Source organism: Achromobacter sp. MYb9 (genome assembly GCF_002975275.1).
Lineage (GTDB): Bacteria > Pseudomonadota > Gammaproteobacteria > Burkholderiales > Burkholderiaceae_B > Achromobacter.
Map to the genome: position 1 here is coordinate 79,861 of NZ_PCOQ01000003.1, position 18,293 is coordinate 98,153.

General features: G+C 65.6%; 12 protein-coding genes and 1 pseudogene. 6 read left to right on the forward strand and 7 right to left on the reverse strand.

The genetic code is table 11. The annotated features are described in order from the left end of the window. Positions 1-3: 3 nt before the first annotated feature. On the reverse strand, positions 4-6,870 hold the full coding sequence (locus CQ050_RS06825) for an autotransporter outer membrane beta-barrel domain-containing protein (protein ID WP_146121005.1): 6,867 nt from the start codon (positions 6,868-6,870) through the stop codon (positions 4-6). 34 nt (positions 6,871-6,904) lie between these two features. On the opposite strand from CQ050_RS06825, the gene CQ050_RS30805 reads away from it, so the two are divergent. The 3 genes from CQ050_RS30805 to CQ050_RS06835 all read left to right on the forward strand — a co-directional run bounded on the left by CQ050_RS30805 (position 6,905) and on the right by CQ050_RS06835 (position 10,150). Next, positions 6,905-7,045 (forward strand): hypothetical protein, encoded by a 141-nt coding sequence (locus CQ050_RS30805; RefSeq protein WP_158266037.1) that lies wholly within the window; start codon positions 6,905-6,907, stop codon positions 7,043-7,045. 320 nt (positions 7,046-7,365) lie between these two features. After that, positions 7,366-8,034 carry a response regulator gene (locus tag CQ050_RS06830; protein ID WP_233213840.1) on the forward strand — a complete coding sequence of 223 codons (669 nt, stop codon included), beginning with the start codon at positions 7,366-7,368 and terminating at the stop codon, positions 8,032-8,034. 115 nt (positions 8,035-8,149) lie between these two features. Continuing rightward, entirely contained in the window at positions 8,150-10,150 is a 2,001-nt protein-coding gene (locus tag CQ050_RS06835) for a sensor histidine kinase (protein WP_199196745.1), read from the forward strand. A gap of 62 nt (positions 10,151-10,212) precedes the next feature. Here the strand turns inward: CQ050_RS06835 and CQ050_RS06840 are convergent, their stop codons facing one another. Together CQ050_RS06840 and CQ050_RS06845 are read right to left on the reverse strand one after the other, a co-directional pair. Further along, positions 10,213-10,710 (reverse strand): GAF domain-containing protein, encoded by a 498-nt coding sequence (locus CQ050_RS06840; RefSeq protein ID WP_105556057.1) that lies wholly within the window; start codon positions 10,708-10,710, stop codon positions 10,213-10,215. Then, a complete protein-coding gene (locus CQ050_RS06845) occupies positions 10,707-12,557 on the reverse strand; it encodes a CocE/NonD family hydrolase (RefSeq protein WP_233213844.1) in 1,851 nt (616 codons plus the stop codon). The genes CQ050_RS06840 and CQ050_RS06845 overlap by 4 nt, the downstream gene beginning before the upstream one ends. A gap of 271 nt (positions 12,558-12,828) precedes the next feature. Here CQ050_RS06845 and CQ050_RS06850 point away from each other — a divergent pair, with 271 nt between their 5' ends. Then, positions 12,829-13,752 carry a LysR substrate-binding domain-containing protein gene (locus tag CQ050_RS06850; protein ID WP_105556058.1) on the forward strand — a complete coding sequence of 308 codons (924 nt, stop codon included), beginning with the start codon at positions 12,829-12,831 and terminating at the stop codon, positions 13,750-13,752. A 12-nt stretch (positions 13,753-13,764) separates the two neighbouring features. On the opposite strand, the gene CQ050_RS06855 is transcribed toward CQ050_RS06850, so the two are convergent. Then, the gene (locus tag CQ050_RS06855; RefSeq protein WP_105556059.1) at positions 13,765-14,742 is read right to left on the reverse strand and encodes a tripartite tricarboxylate transporter substrate binding protein; all 978 of its coding nucleotides are present in this window, start codon (positions 14,740-14,742) and stop codon (positions 13,765-13,767) included. A 39-nt stretch (positions 14,743-14,781) separates the two neighbouring features. Next, on the reverse strand, positions 14,782-15,777 hold the full coding sequence (locus CQ050_RS06860) for a tripartite tricarboxylate transporter substrate binding protein (RefSeq protein WP_105556060.1): 996 nt from the start codon (positions 15,775-15,777) through the stop codon (positions 14,782-14,784). Between the two features lie 289 nt (positions 15,778-16,066). Here CQ050_RS06860 and CQ050_RS30665 point away from each other — a divergent pair, with 289 nt between their 5' ends. Both CQ050_RS30665 and CQ050_RS06865 read left to right on the forward strand, forming a co-directional pair. Continuing rightward, positions 16,067-16,390 carry a hypothetical protein gene (locus tag CQ050_RS30665; protein WP_146121006.1) on the forward strand — a complete coding sequence of 108 codons (324 nt, stop codon included), beginning with the start codon at positions 16,067-16,069 and terminating at the stop codon, positions 16,388-16,390. After that, positions 16,344-16,634: pseudogene (locus tag CQ050_RS06865) on the forward strand (TCP-1/cpn60 chaperonin family protein); the annotation flags it as partial. The gene CQ050_RS30665 and the pseudogene CQ050_RS06865, both read left to right, overlap by 47 nt. A 21-nt stretch (positions 16,635-16,655) precedes the next feature. On the opposite strand, the gene CQ050_RS06870 reads toward CQ050_RS06865, so the two are convergent. Together CQ050_RS06870 and CQ050_RS06875 are read right to left on the reverse strand one after the other, a co-directional pair. Further along, positions 16,656-17,609 (reverse strand): NAD(P)-dependent oxidoreductase, encoded by a 954-nt coding sequence (locus CQ050_RS06870; protein WP_233213848.1) that lies wholly within the window; start codon positions 17,607-17,609, stop codon positions 16,656-16,658. Continuing rightward, positions 17,606-18,289, reverse strand: coding sequence for a methyltransferase (locus CQ050_RS06875; RefSeq protein WP_105556062.1), 684 nt, complete (start codon positions 18,287-18,289; stop codon positions 17,606-17,608). Before CQ050_RS06875 ends, CQ050_RS06870 begins: the two co-directional genes overlap by 4 nt. Between the last annotated feature and the right edge of the window lie 4 nt (positions 18,290-18,293).

An 18,293-nucleotide genomic window follows, 5' to 3' on the forward strand; every position in this document is an offset into this window, starting at 1 on the left:
CCCCTAGAACCGATAAGCCGCCTTCAGCGATCCCGAATGGCTGTTGCCTCGGGACGCGAACTCGCCGTCGTACTGCAGCCTGAAGTCCAGCCTATTGGCGTGCGTAACCTGGATGCCCGCGCCGATGCGTCCCACCACATTGTCGGTGGGCATCGTGGTGGTGAAGCTTCCCACGCCATTAGAGGCGCCCGCGATCCTGGACTTGGTTTTCCAGCCATCCTCCGAAAGCAGCGACACGCCTGCGTAGGCGAAGGGCCGCAACATGGCGCCGCGCGGCAGTTCGCTGCGTCCGCCGATTTCCAACGTGGGGGCAAGGCCGAAGACCATCTGATCGCTGCTGGCGACCTTCAGATGCAGGGCGTCACCCGACTCTTCATAGCTGGACATTCGTGAGTAAGTCGCGTCCAGATCCACATAGGGTTTCATGTAGACGTTGCCGTCGGTAAAGGTCCTGGCCACGCGTATGCGCACGCCGAAGCTGTACACATCGGGCTTGCTCGTGGCTTGCGACTTGAAATTCGGGATCGCCAGATTGCGATTCAGGTCATACGACCCATAGCCTGCGCCCAGCGCGCCCGAAATCGTCCAGGGCCCGGCTTCACGCTTGAGCACCAGGCCGGCATACCCCGTGTCGCCGGAACCGGTGACACGATGGTCGTCGCCACTAAGATGCGAGTTCTGGTAGGCGAATGAGCCGCCCAGATACCAGTCCGGCGCAATCCGCCGCTGACCGCCCAGCTGGTACGTGACGCTGTCCAGCGAGAATCCCGATGAGCCGTTGCCGCCGTCCTGGTTCGTATTGCGCCCCGTGATCTGCCCCCAGACGCAATCTTGCTCCTTGGTCATGGGACCGTCCGCCACGAACGTCGGGCAGGACATCATCGCGCCGGTGAAGCGCGCCATGCCCAGCTGCATTTGCGCGGCGGGCGCCAGCGCGACGCCGGGCGACAGGTCCGACAGGCGGTTCTGGTACGAGCCGGCCCCTTGGCGCGAGGCCGCGTCCAGCACCGCGTACAGCTTGGCAAGCTCGGCGGATCCGCCTTGATCCCAGTCACGTTGCAAGTGGCTCGCCACGTTCGTCGCGTTGTGCTTCAACTGCATCGAATTCGCGTTGAAGTTGGCGCCGACAGCGCGCACGTGGGTGGTGGCGCCATCCTGGCGCGTTTCGTAGTCGACCACGGGGGAATCCGATGCGGCCAAGACGCCGGTGCGGACACCCTTGACGTTCATTACCGCCAGCTCCCGATTCGGCAACAGCGCGAGCGGCGCCACGAGCAACTTGCCATCCAGGGTGGCAGGCCCGTTGATGGTGAGGAAGTCGGATGCCATCTTGTCGAAGTCCGCCCCCACCTTGAGGGTGCCCTGCGCGGATTGCGTGTAAGTCGTGTCGAAGGTCGTCGCGACGAAACGGGTACGGTCATAACCCCAGTTGGTGCCTTCACGTCCGCCCAGCGCAACCAGGCCGTTGTTCTGCAGCGAGGCCCCGACGTATTCCGGGCCGGACGAAAAGGTGCCGGTATTTATCATCCCGCCGCCGTTCTGGTAGACGTTCCCCATCAACAAGCCGGCGTTGTTGATATTGAGCAGGCCGGTCGTGGCCCGGACCGCGGTGGCACCGGTTACCGAGCCAGTGCTCGCTATGGTCATCATGCTATGGGCCGCGCTGTCCGTCCATATGCCGGTTGCTTGCGCGGTGGCGGATCCGCCGGTGACGCTGCCGCCGATGGTGAGGGTGACACCGTTTCCATTCGCGTTCTGCGCGAAGATGCCGATGCCATTGACCGCCGTTGACGAGACGATCGCATTGGGGCCGACCGTGACATCGACCGTGGCTTCGCTGAGGAATTCCGAAACGCCTGATCCTGCGTAGACGGTATTTCCATCGTCCGCCAGCTTCAGGCCGCCGGCGCCGCTGACGCTTTGCGCCAGGATCCCGACCGCGCCGGCGCCCGTCACGGCGATGATGCCGTTGTTGGTCACCGAGACGTTGCCACCTTGCCCGTCGCCCCCGGATATGGACCCGGCCTGGCTCGCATCGACGCTGAGGGTGGGCGAAGTGCCTGGCAGGCCGATCAGGCCACCGCCTCCGCCCACCGATTGGGCGACCAGGCCATGGGAGCCGGTCCCGGTTGTCTTGATCCAGCTTTGCGTGCCCAGGCTTGCGGTCACCGTGCCGCCGTCAGCCTGCGCGCCGGGCTCCGGCGTGCTGCCGAAAATGCTGGTGTTGATCCCGGCGGTCGCTTGTTGATTTTGCGAGTTGATCACGATCCCGCCGCCGCCGCCCACGCTCTGCGCAAGCAACCCGAAGGCGTTATTGCCTTGCGTCGTGATGCGCAGCGTACCGTTGTCTTGCAGGGTGACGGCGCCACCGTTGCCTTCGCTTGTATTCTGGGTTTGGCCGGTCGACAGTTTGATGGCCGGTATGGGATCGTCGGCGACGGCAACCCGCACACTGGTTCCCGCACCCGCGAAGCCGCCGCCGCCGCCCACCGATTGCAGCACCGTGCCGAACGCCGCTTCGCCTTGGGTGCCGATGGTCGTGATATTGGCCGGGGCGCCGGCAGGGGTAAAGAGGGTGACCGCACCGCCATCGCCGGCGCCACCGCCCGATCCGCCGTAGCCGACGCCGACGGCGAGGGTGCCGAAAAAGCCGTCCGAGCCATCCGCGGCATGGCCGCCGCCACCGCCCACGCTCTGCGCGTAGATGCCGGCCGCGCCATACCCGCTGGTGGCAATCGATCCGCCATTGAGCACCGTCGTCACCCTGCCGCCGGTTGAGCCCTTGCCACCATCGCCGCCCAGGCTGTAGTTGGAGTTCACGTCGACTTTCGTCGGATCCACCCAGCCCGAGCCCGTTGCAAGGGCGCCGCCCCCTTTACCGCCGCCGCCGCCGATGCTCTGGGCAAATATCCCCGCAGACCAATCGCCCGCGGTGGTGATCGTGCCTGTGGGATCCAGATTCACCGTGACCGCGCCACCGGTATTGCCTGCGCCGCCCGCGCCGCCGATCGACACATCATGATTAAGGTTGAGCTGAAAGTTGGGCGGCGTCTCTTTCAAGAGCTTCTGGTACACATCCTGGAGCACGTTCTTGGCGTCGACGCGACCATCAAGAATGGACACGATGGGATTGTCCGCGGAACCATCCGACCCCGCCGATCCACCTTGCCCGCCACCACCGCCGATGGACTGCGCCTGCACGCCCGCGGCGTCACCGCCGTAGGTGGCGATGTTGCCGCCGACCGTCACCCCAACGGCGCCTCCCGCGCCGCCGGCCCCGCCCGTCTTGCCCACTTTGACGTCGAACGACGGTGACACGTGCATTGCCAGGCCAACGAAGTTATAGGAGCCGCCTTGTGACGCACCCCCGCCGCCGCCAATGCTCTGCGCCAGCACGCCCATGGCGCCGGATCCCGCGGTCTGGATCTGCCCCGTGGGCAAGACCTCCACCTGGACCAGGCCCCCATTGCCGCCGCCGGCGCCTGATCCGCCCAAGCCGATGCTGGCCGTCAGGACGGACCCGGTGCCGAAATCCTGCGTGTTTGCACTGCCGAAGCCGGCGTTGCCGCCCCCGCCACCAATCGATTGCGCGGTGATGCCGTTGGCATAATCGCCGTAGGTGGCGATAGTGCTGCTTGCAGTCCCGGCCGCATCGGGCGTGAACGTGGCTTGCCCGCCGGATACGTTGACCAGTCCCCCAAGGGCGGTCCAGACGGAATTGCCGCTGCCGCCGGCGCCGCCGTCCGCACCCACGGCCACGGCCACGTTCAGGGATAAGGAGAGCGCTTTTTCCGGCACCGTACCGCCGTAATCCAGCGCAGCGGCCAGCGACGACGAGTCGCCGCCCGCGCCGCCGCCGCCGCCGATGCTCTGGATCAATACACCGTGCGCGCCCTGGCCCCGGGTTTCGATCTGTGCCCCTTGCGCCGCAGCAAAGGTCACGTAGTTGCCATCACCCGCGATACCGCCCGTGCCGCCCACCGCCACCGAAACAGGAATCGAAACCTGGGTGCCGGCTTCAGTCACCGGGATCCCGATTGCCGCCGCCTTCGCCGTGGCATTACCGCCCAGGCCGCCGCCGCCACCTATGCTCTGAATGACGGCGCCGAACGAATCGATGGGCTGCGCGTTCGCCGTCAGGCACGGGTCGGCGCAGGTGCCGTTGACCAGCCGCGAGGTCTGGCCCGTCTTGATGCTGCCGCCCAACATTTGGGAATTGACAGCGCCGCTGTTGCCGCCGGCTCCGCCTTGCCCGCCCACCGCGACGGCGACTGTCGCCAGGGGGCCGACGCTGTAAGCGAACGCCTGCCCCCCGGTGCCGCCGCCACCCCCGATGGACTGGCCGACCAGGCCTGCCGCCTTGGTGCCCTGGGTGACGATATTGGAATTGTCCAGGTTCAGCTGGACGGATCCGCCCGTGCCACCGTCACCGCCCGATGCGCCAATGGCGACCGAATGGAAAATGCCAAAGCTGCTGGCATTGCCTCCATTGCCGCCACCACCGCCGATGGATTGGGCGACCAGGCCGTGCGCGTTGTCGCCGCCGGTAGTGAGTGTCAGGTTGGTGGGCGTGCCGATCACGTCGCCGCCCGAGCCGCCTTTACCGCCGCTGCTGCCCAGGCTGATCAGCCCCTGCGTCGCACCGCCCGCGCCACCGCCGCCGCCGATGGATTGCGCCAGGACACCTATCGCGGACAGCCCCGTGGTGGTGATGGTCCCGGACGCGTTGATGCTTACCTTGTTGGCGTTGGCCTGGAGCGGATTGGTGTTGGCATCGCCACCCAGCGAAACCCCCAGGCCGCTGGCGCTTCCCGCCGCGCCGCCGCTGCCGCCGATGGACTGTGCCAGGACGCCCATTGCCATGGTGCCGCTGGTGCGAATGGCGCCGGTGTTCGTCACGGCAATGGCGCCGGGCGAACCCGCGGCGCCACCCGTGCCGCCTTTGCTGTAGAAAATGCCGTAGTCGACCGACGCGGCGCCGCCCGCGCCCCCCAGGGACTGCGCGATGATGCCGATTGCGTCCGCGCCGGCGGTCGTTATCGTGCCGGCGTTGGCGACGGTTATCGCGCCTGCCGAGCCGCCGTTGCCACCACTGCCGTCAACGCCGCTCAACTGGCCGTTGCCGTTGCCGCCGTTAGCGCCGGCGCCGCTGGCGGTTTGTGCCAGGATGCCGGGCGAGCTTTGCCCCTGCGTCGATATGGTCGTGTTTGCATCCGTCGATATCGTCAACGTGCCCGTCGAGCCACCATTGCCGCCGTTGCCTCCCTGGACGTCAGTCCCGGTAGCGGACGCGGCGGTACCGCCAACATTGCCCAGGTTCTGCGCAAGGATGCCGAAGGCGTTTGCGCCCTGTGTGGAGATCGATGTTCCGGTCAGGGTCACGTTCATCGATCCGGTGGAGCCGCCGGCGCCGCCATCGCCCCCTGAACCGCCGCCGATCGTTCCGGTGAGCGTACCGCCGTTGCCCCCCACTCCGCCTTGCAACACCGCATAGATGCCATGGGAGTCGCTCGCCGTGGTGGTGATGGCGATGGGCAGGGCCTTGCTGCCCGCCAATTTGACCGTCAAGCTGCCGACATTGCCGCCGTTGCCGCCATTGCCCGCGTTGCTGCTGCCCAACCCCAACGCATCGCCGCTGTAGTAGCCGCCCGCGCCGCCGGCACCGCCCAGTTGCGAGGTCTGGATGCCCGACGCATGGTCGCCTGTGGTGGACAAGGTGATAGGGGCCGCGGCCGTGGTGACCCATACGCCCGCGTCGCCGGCCTGACCCCCAAGGCCACCATTACGGTCGTGATAGCTGCCGCTGTTGAAGTTGCCGCCGCCAGCGCCGCCGAGCGCCGAAACCAGCAACGCCGGCAACTGGCTTCCCGTCGTTGAAACACTGGCGTCCGTCACGTTGATCTGCAAGGGAACCTGCGAGCCGTTGATGGTGCCGGCGTTGCCGCCATTGCCACCCAAGGTGTCATCTTCGTCGGCCATGCCATTGCCGCCATTGCCCGCCAGGATGATGGCTGCGACGCCCGCTCCGGGGGCTGGCGGCGTGCCGGCCTGGGTGACGGTGACGTTGCCACCGCTCAGCAGGGTGACCCGGGCGCTGAGGTCGCTCGCCGCGCCGATGCCGGCCGCACCGCCATTGCCCAGGCCCTTGTCGGTCGAATCGCCGCCCTTGCCCGACGTGGATTGGGCCAGGACGCCATACAGCGCGGACGAGGCGCTCGAGTTGTTGGCCCAAACCCAATTCAAAGCGACGTTGCCGGAATTCGTGACCGAAGCGCTGCCGCCGCCGCCGCCCATGTTGGCGCCGCCGTCGTATTGGTCGGCGCCATTGCCGCCGTTGCTGGATGCCAGGATGCCTGCGTAGCGTCCCGTTCCCGCCAGGTTGACGTTGATGTTTCCGGTATTGACGATGGACGCGCCCGCCGACTGGCCGCCGGCCCCGCTGGGGTTATGGTCGTCCGTGGTGCCGCTACCGGCGCCGCCTTGGCTCAGCGCGGCCACGGCCGCGCCGCCCGCTACCGTGACGTTGGGCAGATTGATGCTGACGTCGCCGTGATTGGTCACCGAAACGATCTCGGTCTGCGACCGGCCGGCTACGCCGCCATTGCCGCCATAGTCGCCGTTGCTGCTGCTGGCGGCATTGCCACCCTGCATTTGGGCGAAAAGCCCGTAGAGGTTGCCGTCGGTGACGATCGAACCTCCTGTGGACTGCAACGTCAGGTTGCCCGTGTTGATCACGGTCAGGCCTTGTGTATCGATACCGGTCAGCGTGCCATCTGGATTGCCGTTGCCGCCAATCGACAAGGCCTGCAGCGCGGCCTTTGTTGAAGCACCCACCGTCACCGTGATGTCCGCGCCGGCATTTGCGTTCATGGGCGGCACGGGGTTGTAGTATCCGGCCTGGAATATGACCGCTTCCTGGGAAGTGCCCGACGTGTTGCAGGACAGCCCGCTGCTGCTGCCGCCGCAGTTGTACGTCTGGCCAGACGCCGACCCTCCCAAAAAGGCGCCGGCAATCGCGGCTGAGAGCGTGGTCACACGAAGGTAAACCCGGCGGTTTGTCATATTTTTCCGGTTATCAAGAGAGCGCTGAGGTAGGCTGACGCAGCATAAAAAACTTGTGCGACACTGTATGTCCCTAGAACTGAGGACATGACGGAACAAGCCGATGAAGGCAGACTCCCCAGTTATGTTCCGAGCGGGGTTCATCCTAGGGATCCGGTGCGCCATGGTCGATATAAATCGAAGCCGTCCGATGGTCATTTGATGCGAAAAAAAGACACTCAACAAAGGTCTGAACCGGCGGCGCAAACTCCCGGCACGAATGAAGCGCTGCCGCGCGCAAGCCGCGCATCGGCAGCCGACGGGGTGCCTATACGTGTCGCGACGGTCGAAGACGATGCGGTTTGCCTGCAGGCATTGGCGCACGCCGTGGAGACCGCGCCGGGATTAAGCATGGTGTGGATGGCGGCCAACCGGCGCGAAGCGTTGTCCCTGCTGCCGCGCCAGCCGCTCGACGTGCTGCTGGTGGACCTGGGCTTGCCCGATGGCTCCGGCCTGGATGTGATCACCGCGGCGCGGCAAACCTGGCCCGATTGCGCCGTGATGGTAAGCACCATTTTTGGGGATGAGACGCACGTCCTGCGCGCCATCGAAGCGGGCGCCATGGGCTATGTGCTGAAGGACTTGAGCGCGCAGGAACTGGTCGCCGAAATCCGCAGCCTGCATGCGGGAGGCAGCCCGATCAACCCGATGGTGGCCAGGAAGCTGCTGTTGCGGCACACCGTGCAGGCGGCGCCCGTCGAGGCCGTCGCCGCCCCGGCAAACGTGCCCCTTGTATCGCCTTCGGCGCGCGAAGCCGAGACGCTGCGCCTGGTCTCGCGTGGCTATACGGTAGACGAGGTTGCCAGCGCCTTGGGTGTCTCACCGCACACCGTGCAGACCTTTGTGCGGCGCATCTATACCAAGCTGCAGGTGAATTCGCGGGCCGAAGCGGTGCGCGAGGGCGCGCGACACGGGTGGCTGAGTGAGGATTGAACGGTCAAGGGGGGCGTGGCCTTGGGCGGCCATTCGTAATTGGGACGCTGTGCTCGCGTCAATGCTCGGCTTTTTTCTGCTGGCTGTTTGCGGATTGGCGCGCGCCGAGTCACCCGTGCTCCATATCACCGAAGCGCAGATGTGGTCATCATCAAGCACGACCTGGATGCAGCCGGCTTCGATGGCTGAACTGGACGCCGGGGACAGCGCCATGAATGCCGCCGACGCCGACTGGCATTCGATACATCTGCCGCATGCCCGGCCGCGAGCGGCGTGGCCGCGACGTGTGCAGGGCGCCGCGGACCGTGCCGAAGTGCAGTGGTACCGCGTGCACATTGCCGCCACGGCCTTCACGACGCCGCGGCTGCGGCTATACGCAGCACGCTGGCAGGCAACCGGCACGCTGGCGGTATACGTGAACGGGCAGCGCGCCTGGCAATCGCGGGGTGACCGCGCCTGGAACAACTTCAATCATCCTTTATGGGTGGATCTGGGCGGCCTGCTGCAGCCGGGCAAGGATGCGTGGGTGTATGTGCGCATGGCCAACCAGCCGAATACGGGCGGCGCGCTGTCGTCGATGTGGGTCGGATCGGCGGCCGACCTGGTGCCGTCCTGGCGCTGGCGCACCTTTCTGCAGACGGCGCTGCCGACCTATTGGCGTGGCTCTTTCCTGCTGCTGGGATTCTTTGCCTTGGGCATCGCCGTGTGGCTGCGCGCTAACCGCCGTCGTGATACCAGCCTGGTGCCGGCCGGCGGGGCGTGGCCGTTCGCGCTTTTCTTCTGCATGGCGGTTGCGCAGGCGCTGGCTGCCTTGCTGTTCCTGGTGGACGACGCGGGCCTGGACATGAGCTTCGCCTGGTTCTCCTGGATGACCTTGGTGGGCATGGTCACCGTGCCGGTCTGCGGGTTTCATTTCCTTGGCATGGTGCAGCATCGTCCGCGCCCGCGCTTGGGCCGCGTCCTGGTGGTGTACTGGGCCATCGTCGTCGTGGCGACGCTGCCCTATTGGTGGACGGAGTATCCCGGGGTTCTGGCAGTGCAACGCCTGGCAATCCTGCCGCCGGCCCTGGCGCAGATCTATGCCGCCATGGCCAATGCCTGGCATGAGCGCAGCCGCGCCAATGTGCTGCTGGCCGCATGGGGGCCTGTGTCGTTGCTGATGGCGTGGCATGACCTGCGCATGCAGAGCTTCAAGGTGGACATGGAAGGCATTTACCTGACGCCTTATGTGAATCTGGGCCTGCTCACCCTGTTCGTGTATGTCGCGTTCACGCGCTACACCCGTGCGCTGTCGGTGGCTGCGCGCGCCCGCGTCGTGCTGGCCGAACAACTGGCCGCGCAGGAGCGCGAACTGGTCCAGGCCCATGAGCGCCTGCGCGTCGCCGAGCGCGAGCAGACACTATTGAACGAGCGTCAACGCCTGATGAGCGAGATGCATGATGGCGTGGGGTCGTCTCTGATGAGCGCGCTGCGCCAGGTGGAGCTGGGGCGCACGCCGCTTGATATCGCCCAGGTTCTGCGGGAATGCATCGACGATCTGAAGATCGCCATCGATTCCCTGGAAAGCACCGATGCCGACCTGTTGGCCTTGTTGGGGGCCTTGCGCTTTCGTTTGGGGCCGAGGTTGACCGGCGCCGGCATCGCGCTGCGTTGGCGGATGAGCGACCTGCCGCCGCTGCAGTGGCTCGACGCGCAAAGCGCCCTGCATGTGCTGCGTATCCTGCAGGAGGTGCTGACCAATATCGTCAAGCACAGCGATGCAACGGATATCACCGTGACCACCGCCGAAGCGAAGGCGGCTGCGAGCGGCGCGGGTGAGGTCGGCGTTTGGGTGTGCGTGCAGGACAATGGCCGGCCGTTCATGCCACCGCCGCCAGAGTTGGCATTGCCGGGGCGGCGGGGCGTGGCCAATATACGCAATCGCGTGGCGGTACTGGGCGCGCGTTGCGTTTGGCAGCCCCTGCCTGGCGGCACCCTGTTCAAGCTGTGGCTGCCCTTGTTCCAGCACGACGGTGATGACCAGAAAAAGCTGCCCGAGCCTCATGGCGTAGAAGCCGCCGAAGCCGGTCGAGCAGTACTTCTTGTCCAGCAGGTTGTTGACGTTCAGCGTCGCTGACAGGTGCCGGTTGACGTCGTAGCGCGCCATCAGGCCGACCAGCGCGCAGGCGTCGCGGCCGATTACAGGAATGCCGTCGCGGCGATGACCGCCAGGCCCGCGCAGAAGTCGGTGTGGGCGCGCGTGTAGTGGTTCGCGGCGTGCAATAGGTTGATCTGTCCAAGCAGGCGGCCGTGGCCGTACACCGGGACGTTCAGCACGCTCTGGCAATCCAGGGCGAAGATGGCGTCTGCGTCGGGAAAGTTCGCCCTGACTGCATCGGCGTCCGGCGTCAGCAACGGCTTGCCTGTCGACACCATTTTCTGCATTGCGGGCGCCGCGCCTATCGTCTTGGTTCCGCTGGCCGGATAGCGCTCGGGGGCGCTGCTGTACAGGCGATGCGCGATACCGGCCTTCAGGTCATAGCGCAGCGCGGTAAACAGGCGGTGGCCCACCGCCCGCTGCGCAATGTCGTCCAGCGCCGCAAGCAAGCGGTCGGGCGCGTCCGCGCGTGGCGCGCAAGAGAGCGCGGCGCTTAGAAGATCGATTTCGCGTTGGGACAGGGAGAAGGGCGCCGTCATTGAGCGGCCCCCTTCCCGGTGGTTGTCCCTGGAACCGCGCTCAGCGGCAGCGTGACGCAGGAAGCATGCGCGCCGCCGGTGCCGATCTTCAACAACGGCGGGCGGCCGTGGGGCACCTGCCCGCAGTGGTCCTTGTCCGCCCCGGCTATCGATACACGAATGCGGCTGCCCGATTGGAATTGCCAGGCGGTGGGCAGCAGGGGGACCTGGACGCGCTCGAACTGCCCGGGCGTCAGCGGTTGGGCGTCCTGCCTGCTGAATGTGCGAAAGGGCCACGTCGTCTGGTACTGCGGCGGGCACGGTGAAACCTTGCGATGCAACAGGCGCAACAGGCCTTCGGTCACATAACGCTCGGCGCCGCTGGCCTCGATCTCGGTCACGTAGATAAACAAGGCGGCATCGGGTTCGCTGCTGCTGACCCAAAGGTCCGCCACGACATGGCCCGCCAGTTCGGCCGGTGCGTCCAGCGGCGCCGATGTGAAATTGCACATGCGGTCGCCGCGCCCCTGCCAATCGGGGTAGTACTCGGTGCTATTGATGGCGGCGATGCGCTCGTAGCGCGTGCCCGCGCCGGTGCCGATGGCAAAGTCCACTTGATAGTCGTGATCCGTACTGTCGGGAAGCGGGGCGGTCTCGAGCGCCAGGGCCGGGGTCAGGTACAGCTTGCTGTCGGCGTCCGGGTCATAAGGTGGCCATTGCGTGGCGCTGCGCCATTGCTCGGCGTGCATCGCGTAGTAATGGACGGGCGCTTCGGCGTTCAAGCCGGTTTGGTGGCCCAGCAGGTAGTGGTCGAAGAATCGCAGCACTTCCGCCAGCCACGGAAAATCCGCCATCTGTGTCGACCGCCAGGGCGACACATCGATGCGTGCGCCGTGATCCCATGGGCCAAGCAGCAGGTAGCCGGGGTTCCTGGACAGCGTCAGATAGCGCGAAATGGCGCCGTTCATGTAGCCGCCGCCGTCCATCCAGCCCGATACCGACAGCACGGCCACGTCAGGGGGGATTTGCGCCGCCAGGCTGTAGGGGCTGAAGGTGGCCGAACTGAACTGCGCATCGTAGGGCAGCGGGTCTTCGCGAAAACTGAACTCGGGCATGAACTCGGTCTGGCGGAAGTTGCCCAGATGTTCGCGGATGGCCGCTTGCAGCAATATCCCTTCCGGATCTTCGTCCACCGGCTGCGGGCCTTCGAAGTGGGGGTTCGCGTAGTAGACGAACCGATGCAGCATGTCGCGGCGGTCATGGTCCAGGGCGACCATCAGGTCGTCGTAGCTTTGCGTCAGCGCCTTCAGTTGAATGCCGCCCGGAAAATAATTATCGGTGTAGGTGTCCCATACCGAAAACAGCGGTGCAATCGCCTTGACGGCCGGGTGCCCCGTGCTGGCCAGAAAATCCGACGCCGCGCCCAGGTACGAAATGCCGGTGGCGCCCACGACCCCGCTGGACCACGGTTGCGTGACGATCCATTGCACCACTTCACGGCTGTCGTCGCGCTCGCGCGGCGAGCGGAAACTGTCGCGGGTGCCGAAGCTTGCGCCGGTGCCGCGAACATCGATCACCACGACGGCGTAGCCGCGCGGAACAAGGAAGTCCCGAAACTTGGCGGTGTTGGGCGCGCGTTCGCCAACACCGTCCGGATGCAGCTTGAAGCGTCGGTAGTAGGGCGTGAAAAGAACGATGGTGGGGAACTGCGCGGGCGGCGACGCATCGGGGCGTGCGGATTTTGTTTCCGGGATATAGACGTCGATCGCCAGGCGGCAGCCATCGCGCATGGTCAGGTAGCGGGAACGGGGGGCCGGGATCGCGTAGATCTCCGGTCGGGTATCTGCGTAGTCCTGGGGAGGGACCACCCACGCCCCATTTTCGTTTTTCCGGTACGACGGCATGGACTTCCTTGAATTCATGGTGGGAAGAGCGGGCTGGACGCGGGGCCGCAGCGACTGACCCACCATGTTATTGACGCGCGCTGGGCCGCACCAATATGCAATGTGGATGTCGGTATAGGAAAAAGTGATACGGTCCGTGGGGCGGTTGTCGCGAATCTTCATAGGGATTACGCGCAGGGGTCACCTTTTCCGACGCATCGTTGAATATGATCCGAGCGTGATATAGGAAATACCGATGGATCTGCGACAACTCAAATACTTCACGCGCATCGTCGAGCTGGAGAGCATCACGGCGGCCGCCGATACCTTGCATATCGCCCAGCCATCCCTGAGCCAGCACGTGGCCAACCTCGAGCGCGAGTTCGACACGCCGCTGTTGCTTCGAGGCCCCGGCGGTGTCCGTGCCACCGACGCGGGCAAGCTGTTGTACCGGCACGCCAAGATGGTGTTGCGGCAGGTTGAAGAGGCCAAATCGGCCTTGAAGCACGGGCGCGACACCCCGGCCGGTCACGTCACGGTCGGGCTGCCGACCAGTACGTCACGCGTGCTGGCGGTGCCGCTCATTGAAGCGGTAGCCAAGCGGTATCCGGAAGTGTTGTTGGAAGTGATCGAGGGAAGCAGCGCCGACCTGGCCGTGGCGGTATCCCTGCATCGCATGGATATCGCGGTGGCGATGGACGTTCAGCCGCAGCCGGCGCGGATGACCACGACGCCGCTGCTGATCGAAAATCTGTACCTGGTCGGCCCGGCGCTGGGCGTAGAGGCCATATCGCTGCAACGCATGGCGGAACTTCCCCTGGTGCTTCCCAGTTTTCCCAATTCGATACGCGTGCTGGCCGCGCGCGCCTTCGCCGAAGACGCGTTGCCGTTGACGCTTGTGGCCGAGACTAGCGCGGTGTCCGTTCTGCTTGGCTTGGTGCGGGCGGGCATGGGCTGGACCGTGCTGCCCTCGTCCGCTCTGGTGGGGCCCGAGGCCGACTCGGATCACGTGGTGTCCACGCCCATCGCGGACAAGGCGTTCAGCCGCCGGGTGTCGGTCTGCATGTCCTTGTCCACGGAAAAAAGCGTGGTGTGCACGCACATCCATCAGACTCTGATCGAGGTGGCCCGCGACCTGGTCGAGACGGGGCGATGGGGCGGCGTGGTCTGGAAACACTGACCGCCCCTTGCGCTATTCCGGCTTGATGTTCGCCAGCTTCGCCACCTTGCCCCAGTGTGCGCGGTCGGCCGCCACGATGTCGTCGAACGCCTTGAGCGTGACGCCGCTGGCGGTCGCGCCTTGCACTTTGAAGTACGCGGTCATCTCGGGCTCGGTCACAACCTGGTGCACCAGGGCCGCGATCTTCTCGGCGACGTCCTCGGGAATTTGTGCGGGGGCGAACAGACCGAACCATCCCAACGCTTCAAAGTCCGGAAAGCCCTGTTCGGCAACCGTGGGCACGCCGGGAAGCACGTCCAGGCGCTGCCTGGACGTGACGGCGACGGCATTGAGATCGCCACGCTGGATGTAGGGCAAGGACGTCATGGCTACGTCCAGCATGAAGTCCACGTGTCCCGCCATGGTGTCGGTCAGGGCGGGGCCGGAACCGCGATACGGAACGTGCGTCACCGGGATGTCCAGACTGGCGCGCAGGGCCTCGGTGGCCAGGTGATTGGACGAACCCAGGCCGCTGGACCCATAGGTCAGGCCGCCCGGCTTGTTGTTGGCCTCGGCGATCAAGGCCTTCAGGTCGTGCGTCTTCAGTGCCTTGTTGACGACGACTACGTTCGGTACGGAAGCGATCATCGCCAGGCCCCGAAAGTCCTTCAATGGGTCATAAGGAAGGGCTTTGTACAGGAACGGCGCAACCGATTGCGTGCTGACCGTCCCCAGGAACAAGGAGTAGCCATCGGCGGGTTGTCCCCGCGCATAGGTGGCGCCCAGCGTTCCGCCCGCGCCGGGCTTGTTTTCGACGACGAACGGTTGCTGCGTCAGTTGGCCCAATCGCTGCGCCACTTTGCGCGCCACGATATCGGTCGAGCCACCCGCCGCGAACGGCACGATGATCCGAACGGGCTTGTCCGGCCAGGCCGCGGCCTGTTGCGCGTGGGCAGACGGCTGCATGATCAGGGCGCTGGCGACGGCGGCCAGCAGGGATAGCGTTTTCATAGGGACACTCCGGGGATCGTGGATGGAGGCCGGTCGAGGTCAATCGACCTGGACGCCGGTGCGCGCAATGAAGTCGCCCCATACCTTGGCGTCGTCCTCCGCCCGGGTGCGCATGGCCTGGGCGCTGCCCTTCAGTGGAACGAAGTACAAGTCCTTCAATTTCTTGTTGATGGCCGGGTCGGAGATGGCGGCCTGGATCGCGGCGTTCAGCTTGCTGATGATGGCGCCGTCGGTTCCCGCCGGGCCGACCACGGCAAACCAGCCGGGCATCGCGGGCGCCTGTATGCCCGCCTCTTTCAAGGTGGGCACGTTGGGCAGGTCACCGGCCCGTTGGTCGGCCAGGATCGCCAGCGGCACCACATTGCCGCCTTCGATCTGCGGCAACGCGGAGCCCAGCACGCTGGTCATGACGTCGACCTGTCCGCCGATCACGGCATTCAACGCGGGGCCAGAGCCCTTGTAGGGAACGTGTTTGAGCTTGATGCCGGCGCCCGCCGCGATCATTTCGGTCGATAGGTGTGTGGAATTGCCGGCCCCCGCGCTGGCGAACGTGATGCCGTCCGGCGAGGCCTTGGCAGCTGCCAGCAGTTGCGGCAAGGTCTTGTACGGGCTGTTCTTTCCGGCGACCAGCACGAACGGGGTGTCGACCACAGGCGCGATGTAGGCGAAGTCCTTGTTGGCGTCATAGGGCAGGCTCTTGTACAGCTTCGGGTTGAAACTCATCTGGGATACGCCCGCCAACAGCAGGGTGTAGCCGTCGGCGGGGGCTTTGGCCACATAGGACGTGGCCACGATGCCGTTCGCGCCCGGCTTGTTCTCGACGACGACAGAGGCGCCCAAAGCGCTTGCCATCTTCTCGCTCAACAGGCGGGCGACTACGTCCGCCCCGGACCCCGCGGACTGCGGGACGATCAGCCGGACTGCATGATCGGGATAGGCGGACTGGGCTTGGGCCGTTACGCCAATAACGGCCAGTGCGCAGACAAGCGCCGCGCGCAAGCAATGGGCCCGACGGGCTTTACTAAGGTCGTACATCGATTTCCCCTGGTTCGACGCGCTGGGCGCGGTCTTCTTTTGTGTGTGTGTGAAGCGTGCGGACTCATGCTAGGCAGGCGGTCAAATCAATTCAAATACTGCTTTCCTATGCGCCTATAGGTTTTTCCTTTGGCGCCGGCGGCCGGGCACCCGCGATGGCATCTTTTCGGCCGTCGCACGCTGGCTCAGGCAGTTGAGCGCTATCCCAAGAAGCGATAAATTCACTTGGCATGTCTGGTTCGTTGGGCATAACCCCACGCGAAATCCGCTTTTGGCTAACGGAGATCTCATGGACATACTCACGACTATCCGCACCCACATTGCCGCGCTTGGCCTGCCGCTATACGCGGTCAGCGCCAGCGCTGTGCAAAAGGCCGACACTCCCATTTTGTTGACGCTGCACTGGCACGGCTTTACGCCCGACAGGACGGTGATTACAAAACCGCTGCGCTCGGTTGCCGCATCAGCCATGCAGCTGAACCAGCGCTGGAACGATGTGGCCGACATCGACCAGGCCGTGCTCGAAGCGGGATGGCGCTTGGGCGCCTGGGACGTGGAACGCGTGGCGCGCGCTGGAGGCACCGTTGCGGGCCATTGTCACCAACGCGGGTGACGAGCCCTCGGTGATCGTGGCGAAGGTGCTGGAAGGCGAGGGCAACCATGGCTATGACGCGGCCACCGGCAACTATGGCGACCTGGTGGAACTGGGCGTGATCGACCCCACCAAGGTCACCCGCACCGCGTTGCAGAACGCGGCGTCGATCGCCGGCCTGATCCTGACGACGGACGCCACCGTGGCGCAGGCGCCGGAGGAATCCAAGGCCCCCGCCGCACCTGCTCCTGAAATGTCGTTCTAACCAGGGCGCCGGGCGGCAAGGTCAACCTTGCCGTCTGGCGCCTTCGCGTGTCAGCACGTCCAGCACGTTGTTCGCCGCGGCCACGCCCATGTTGACGTAGGCGGCGCTGGTGACGCCCCCGATGTGGGGGCTCAGGATAATGCGCGGCTCTTGCTGGAACGGATGGCCGGCAGGCATGGGCTCGACGGCGAAACTGTCCAGGCCTGCCGCTTGCACATGGCCCGAGCGCACGGCCTGCAACAGTGCGTCCTCGTCGACGAGGCCGCCGCGCGCAGTGTTCACCAGGATCACGCCCTGCTTGCACTGCGCCAGCGTCGTCGCGTTGATCATGCCGCGGTTCTCATCGGTGAGCGGACAGTGCATCGACACCACATCGGCCTGGCGCCAGATCGTGTCCAACGACACATTCTCGATATGGCCTGGCAAGTGCTTTGCATAGGGATCGAAGCCGATCACGCGCATGTTCAGGCCGTGAACCATGGCCGCCAGGCGCTGGCCGATGGCGCCCAGACCGATCAGGCCGATGGTCTTGCCGCCCAGCTCCAGGCTCTTGTGCGTGGACTTGTCCCAGTGGCCCGCTCGCATGCGCTCGTCCAACCCGACGACCGATTTGGCGCAGGCCAGAAGCAGCGCCAGCGCCTGTTCCGCCACGGCGGAGGCGTTCACGCCGACTGCGGCGACGACCTGGATGCCGCGTTCGGCGGCCGCCGTCTTATCGATGGTGTCGGTGCCGCTGCCATGTTTGGAGATCACACGCAGGGCGGGGGCGGCGTCCATCGCCGCGGCGCCGACCTTGCTGTACCGCACGATGATGGCCACCGGGTCATGCTTGCGGCACAGCGCCACGATGTCGCTCTCCGTCGGTGTTTTTCCAGCGAAGACCAGCTCAAAATTCTGGAGCAGCGCCAGCGCCTCCGGTGCCAGGTCCGCCGCGGTCACGACGATGGCGGGCTTGCCCGTCGCGGCGGAGTTCACAGCGATTCCCCTTCTTTCAGGACGCCAGCGGCGCGCAGGGCCGCGCCGAGCCATTTGGCTTCGGTGTCGCCGGCTTGGATGGCGGCAATGCGCGCGGCTTCATCGCGCACTTTCTTTTCGGCGGCGGGCAACAGTCCTTCTATCTTTTCGCGCTCGACCACGACTACGCCGTCGGCGTCACCGATGATGAAGTCGCCTGCATTGACGGTCACGCCGCCCACCGACACGGGATGTCCGATGCGGCCGGGGACGTTCTTGGTCGGACCATTAGGATTGGTGCCGGCAGCGAAAACCGGATAGTCCATCTCGATGATCTCGACCGTGTCGCGCGCGGCGCCGTCCATCACCACGCCGACGATGCCGAGCTTGCGGCAGGCGTTCATCATGATGGTCCCCATCAGCGCCGAGCTGAGGTCGCCCTTGCCGTCGATCACCAGAACGTCGCCGGGCTTGGCCAGGGAAATCGCGGCGTGGATCATGAGGTTGTCGCCGGGGCGCACTTCAACGGTAAGCGCCGTGCCGGCAAGCTTCATGCCGGGATGCAACGGACGGATGCGGCCGTTAAGGGCGCCGCGTCGGCCGGCTACGTCGGCCAGGATGGCGGGTTGCAGATCCGCGGCGCGACGCACAACGTCGGCGCTGACGCGGGGAAAATCCTTGATGATGTCTTGATTGGCCATGAGC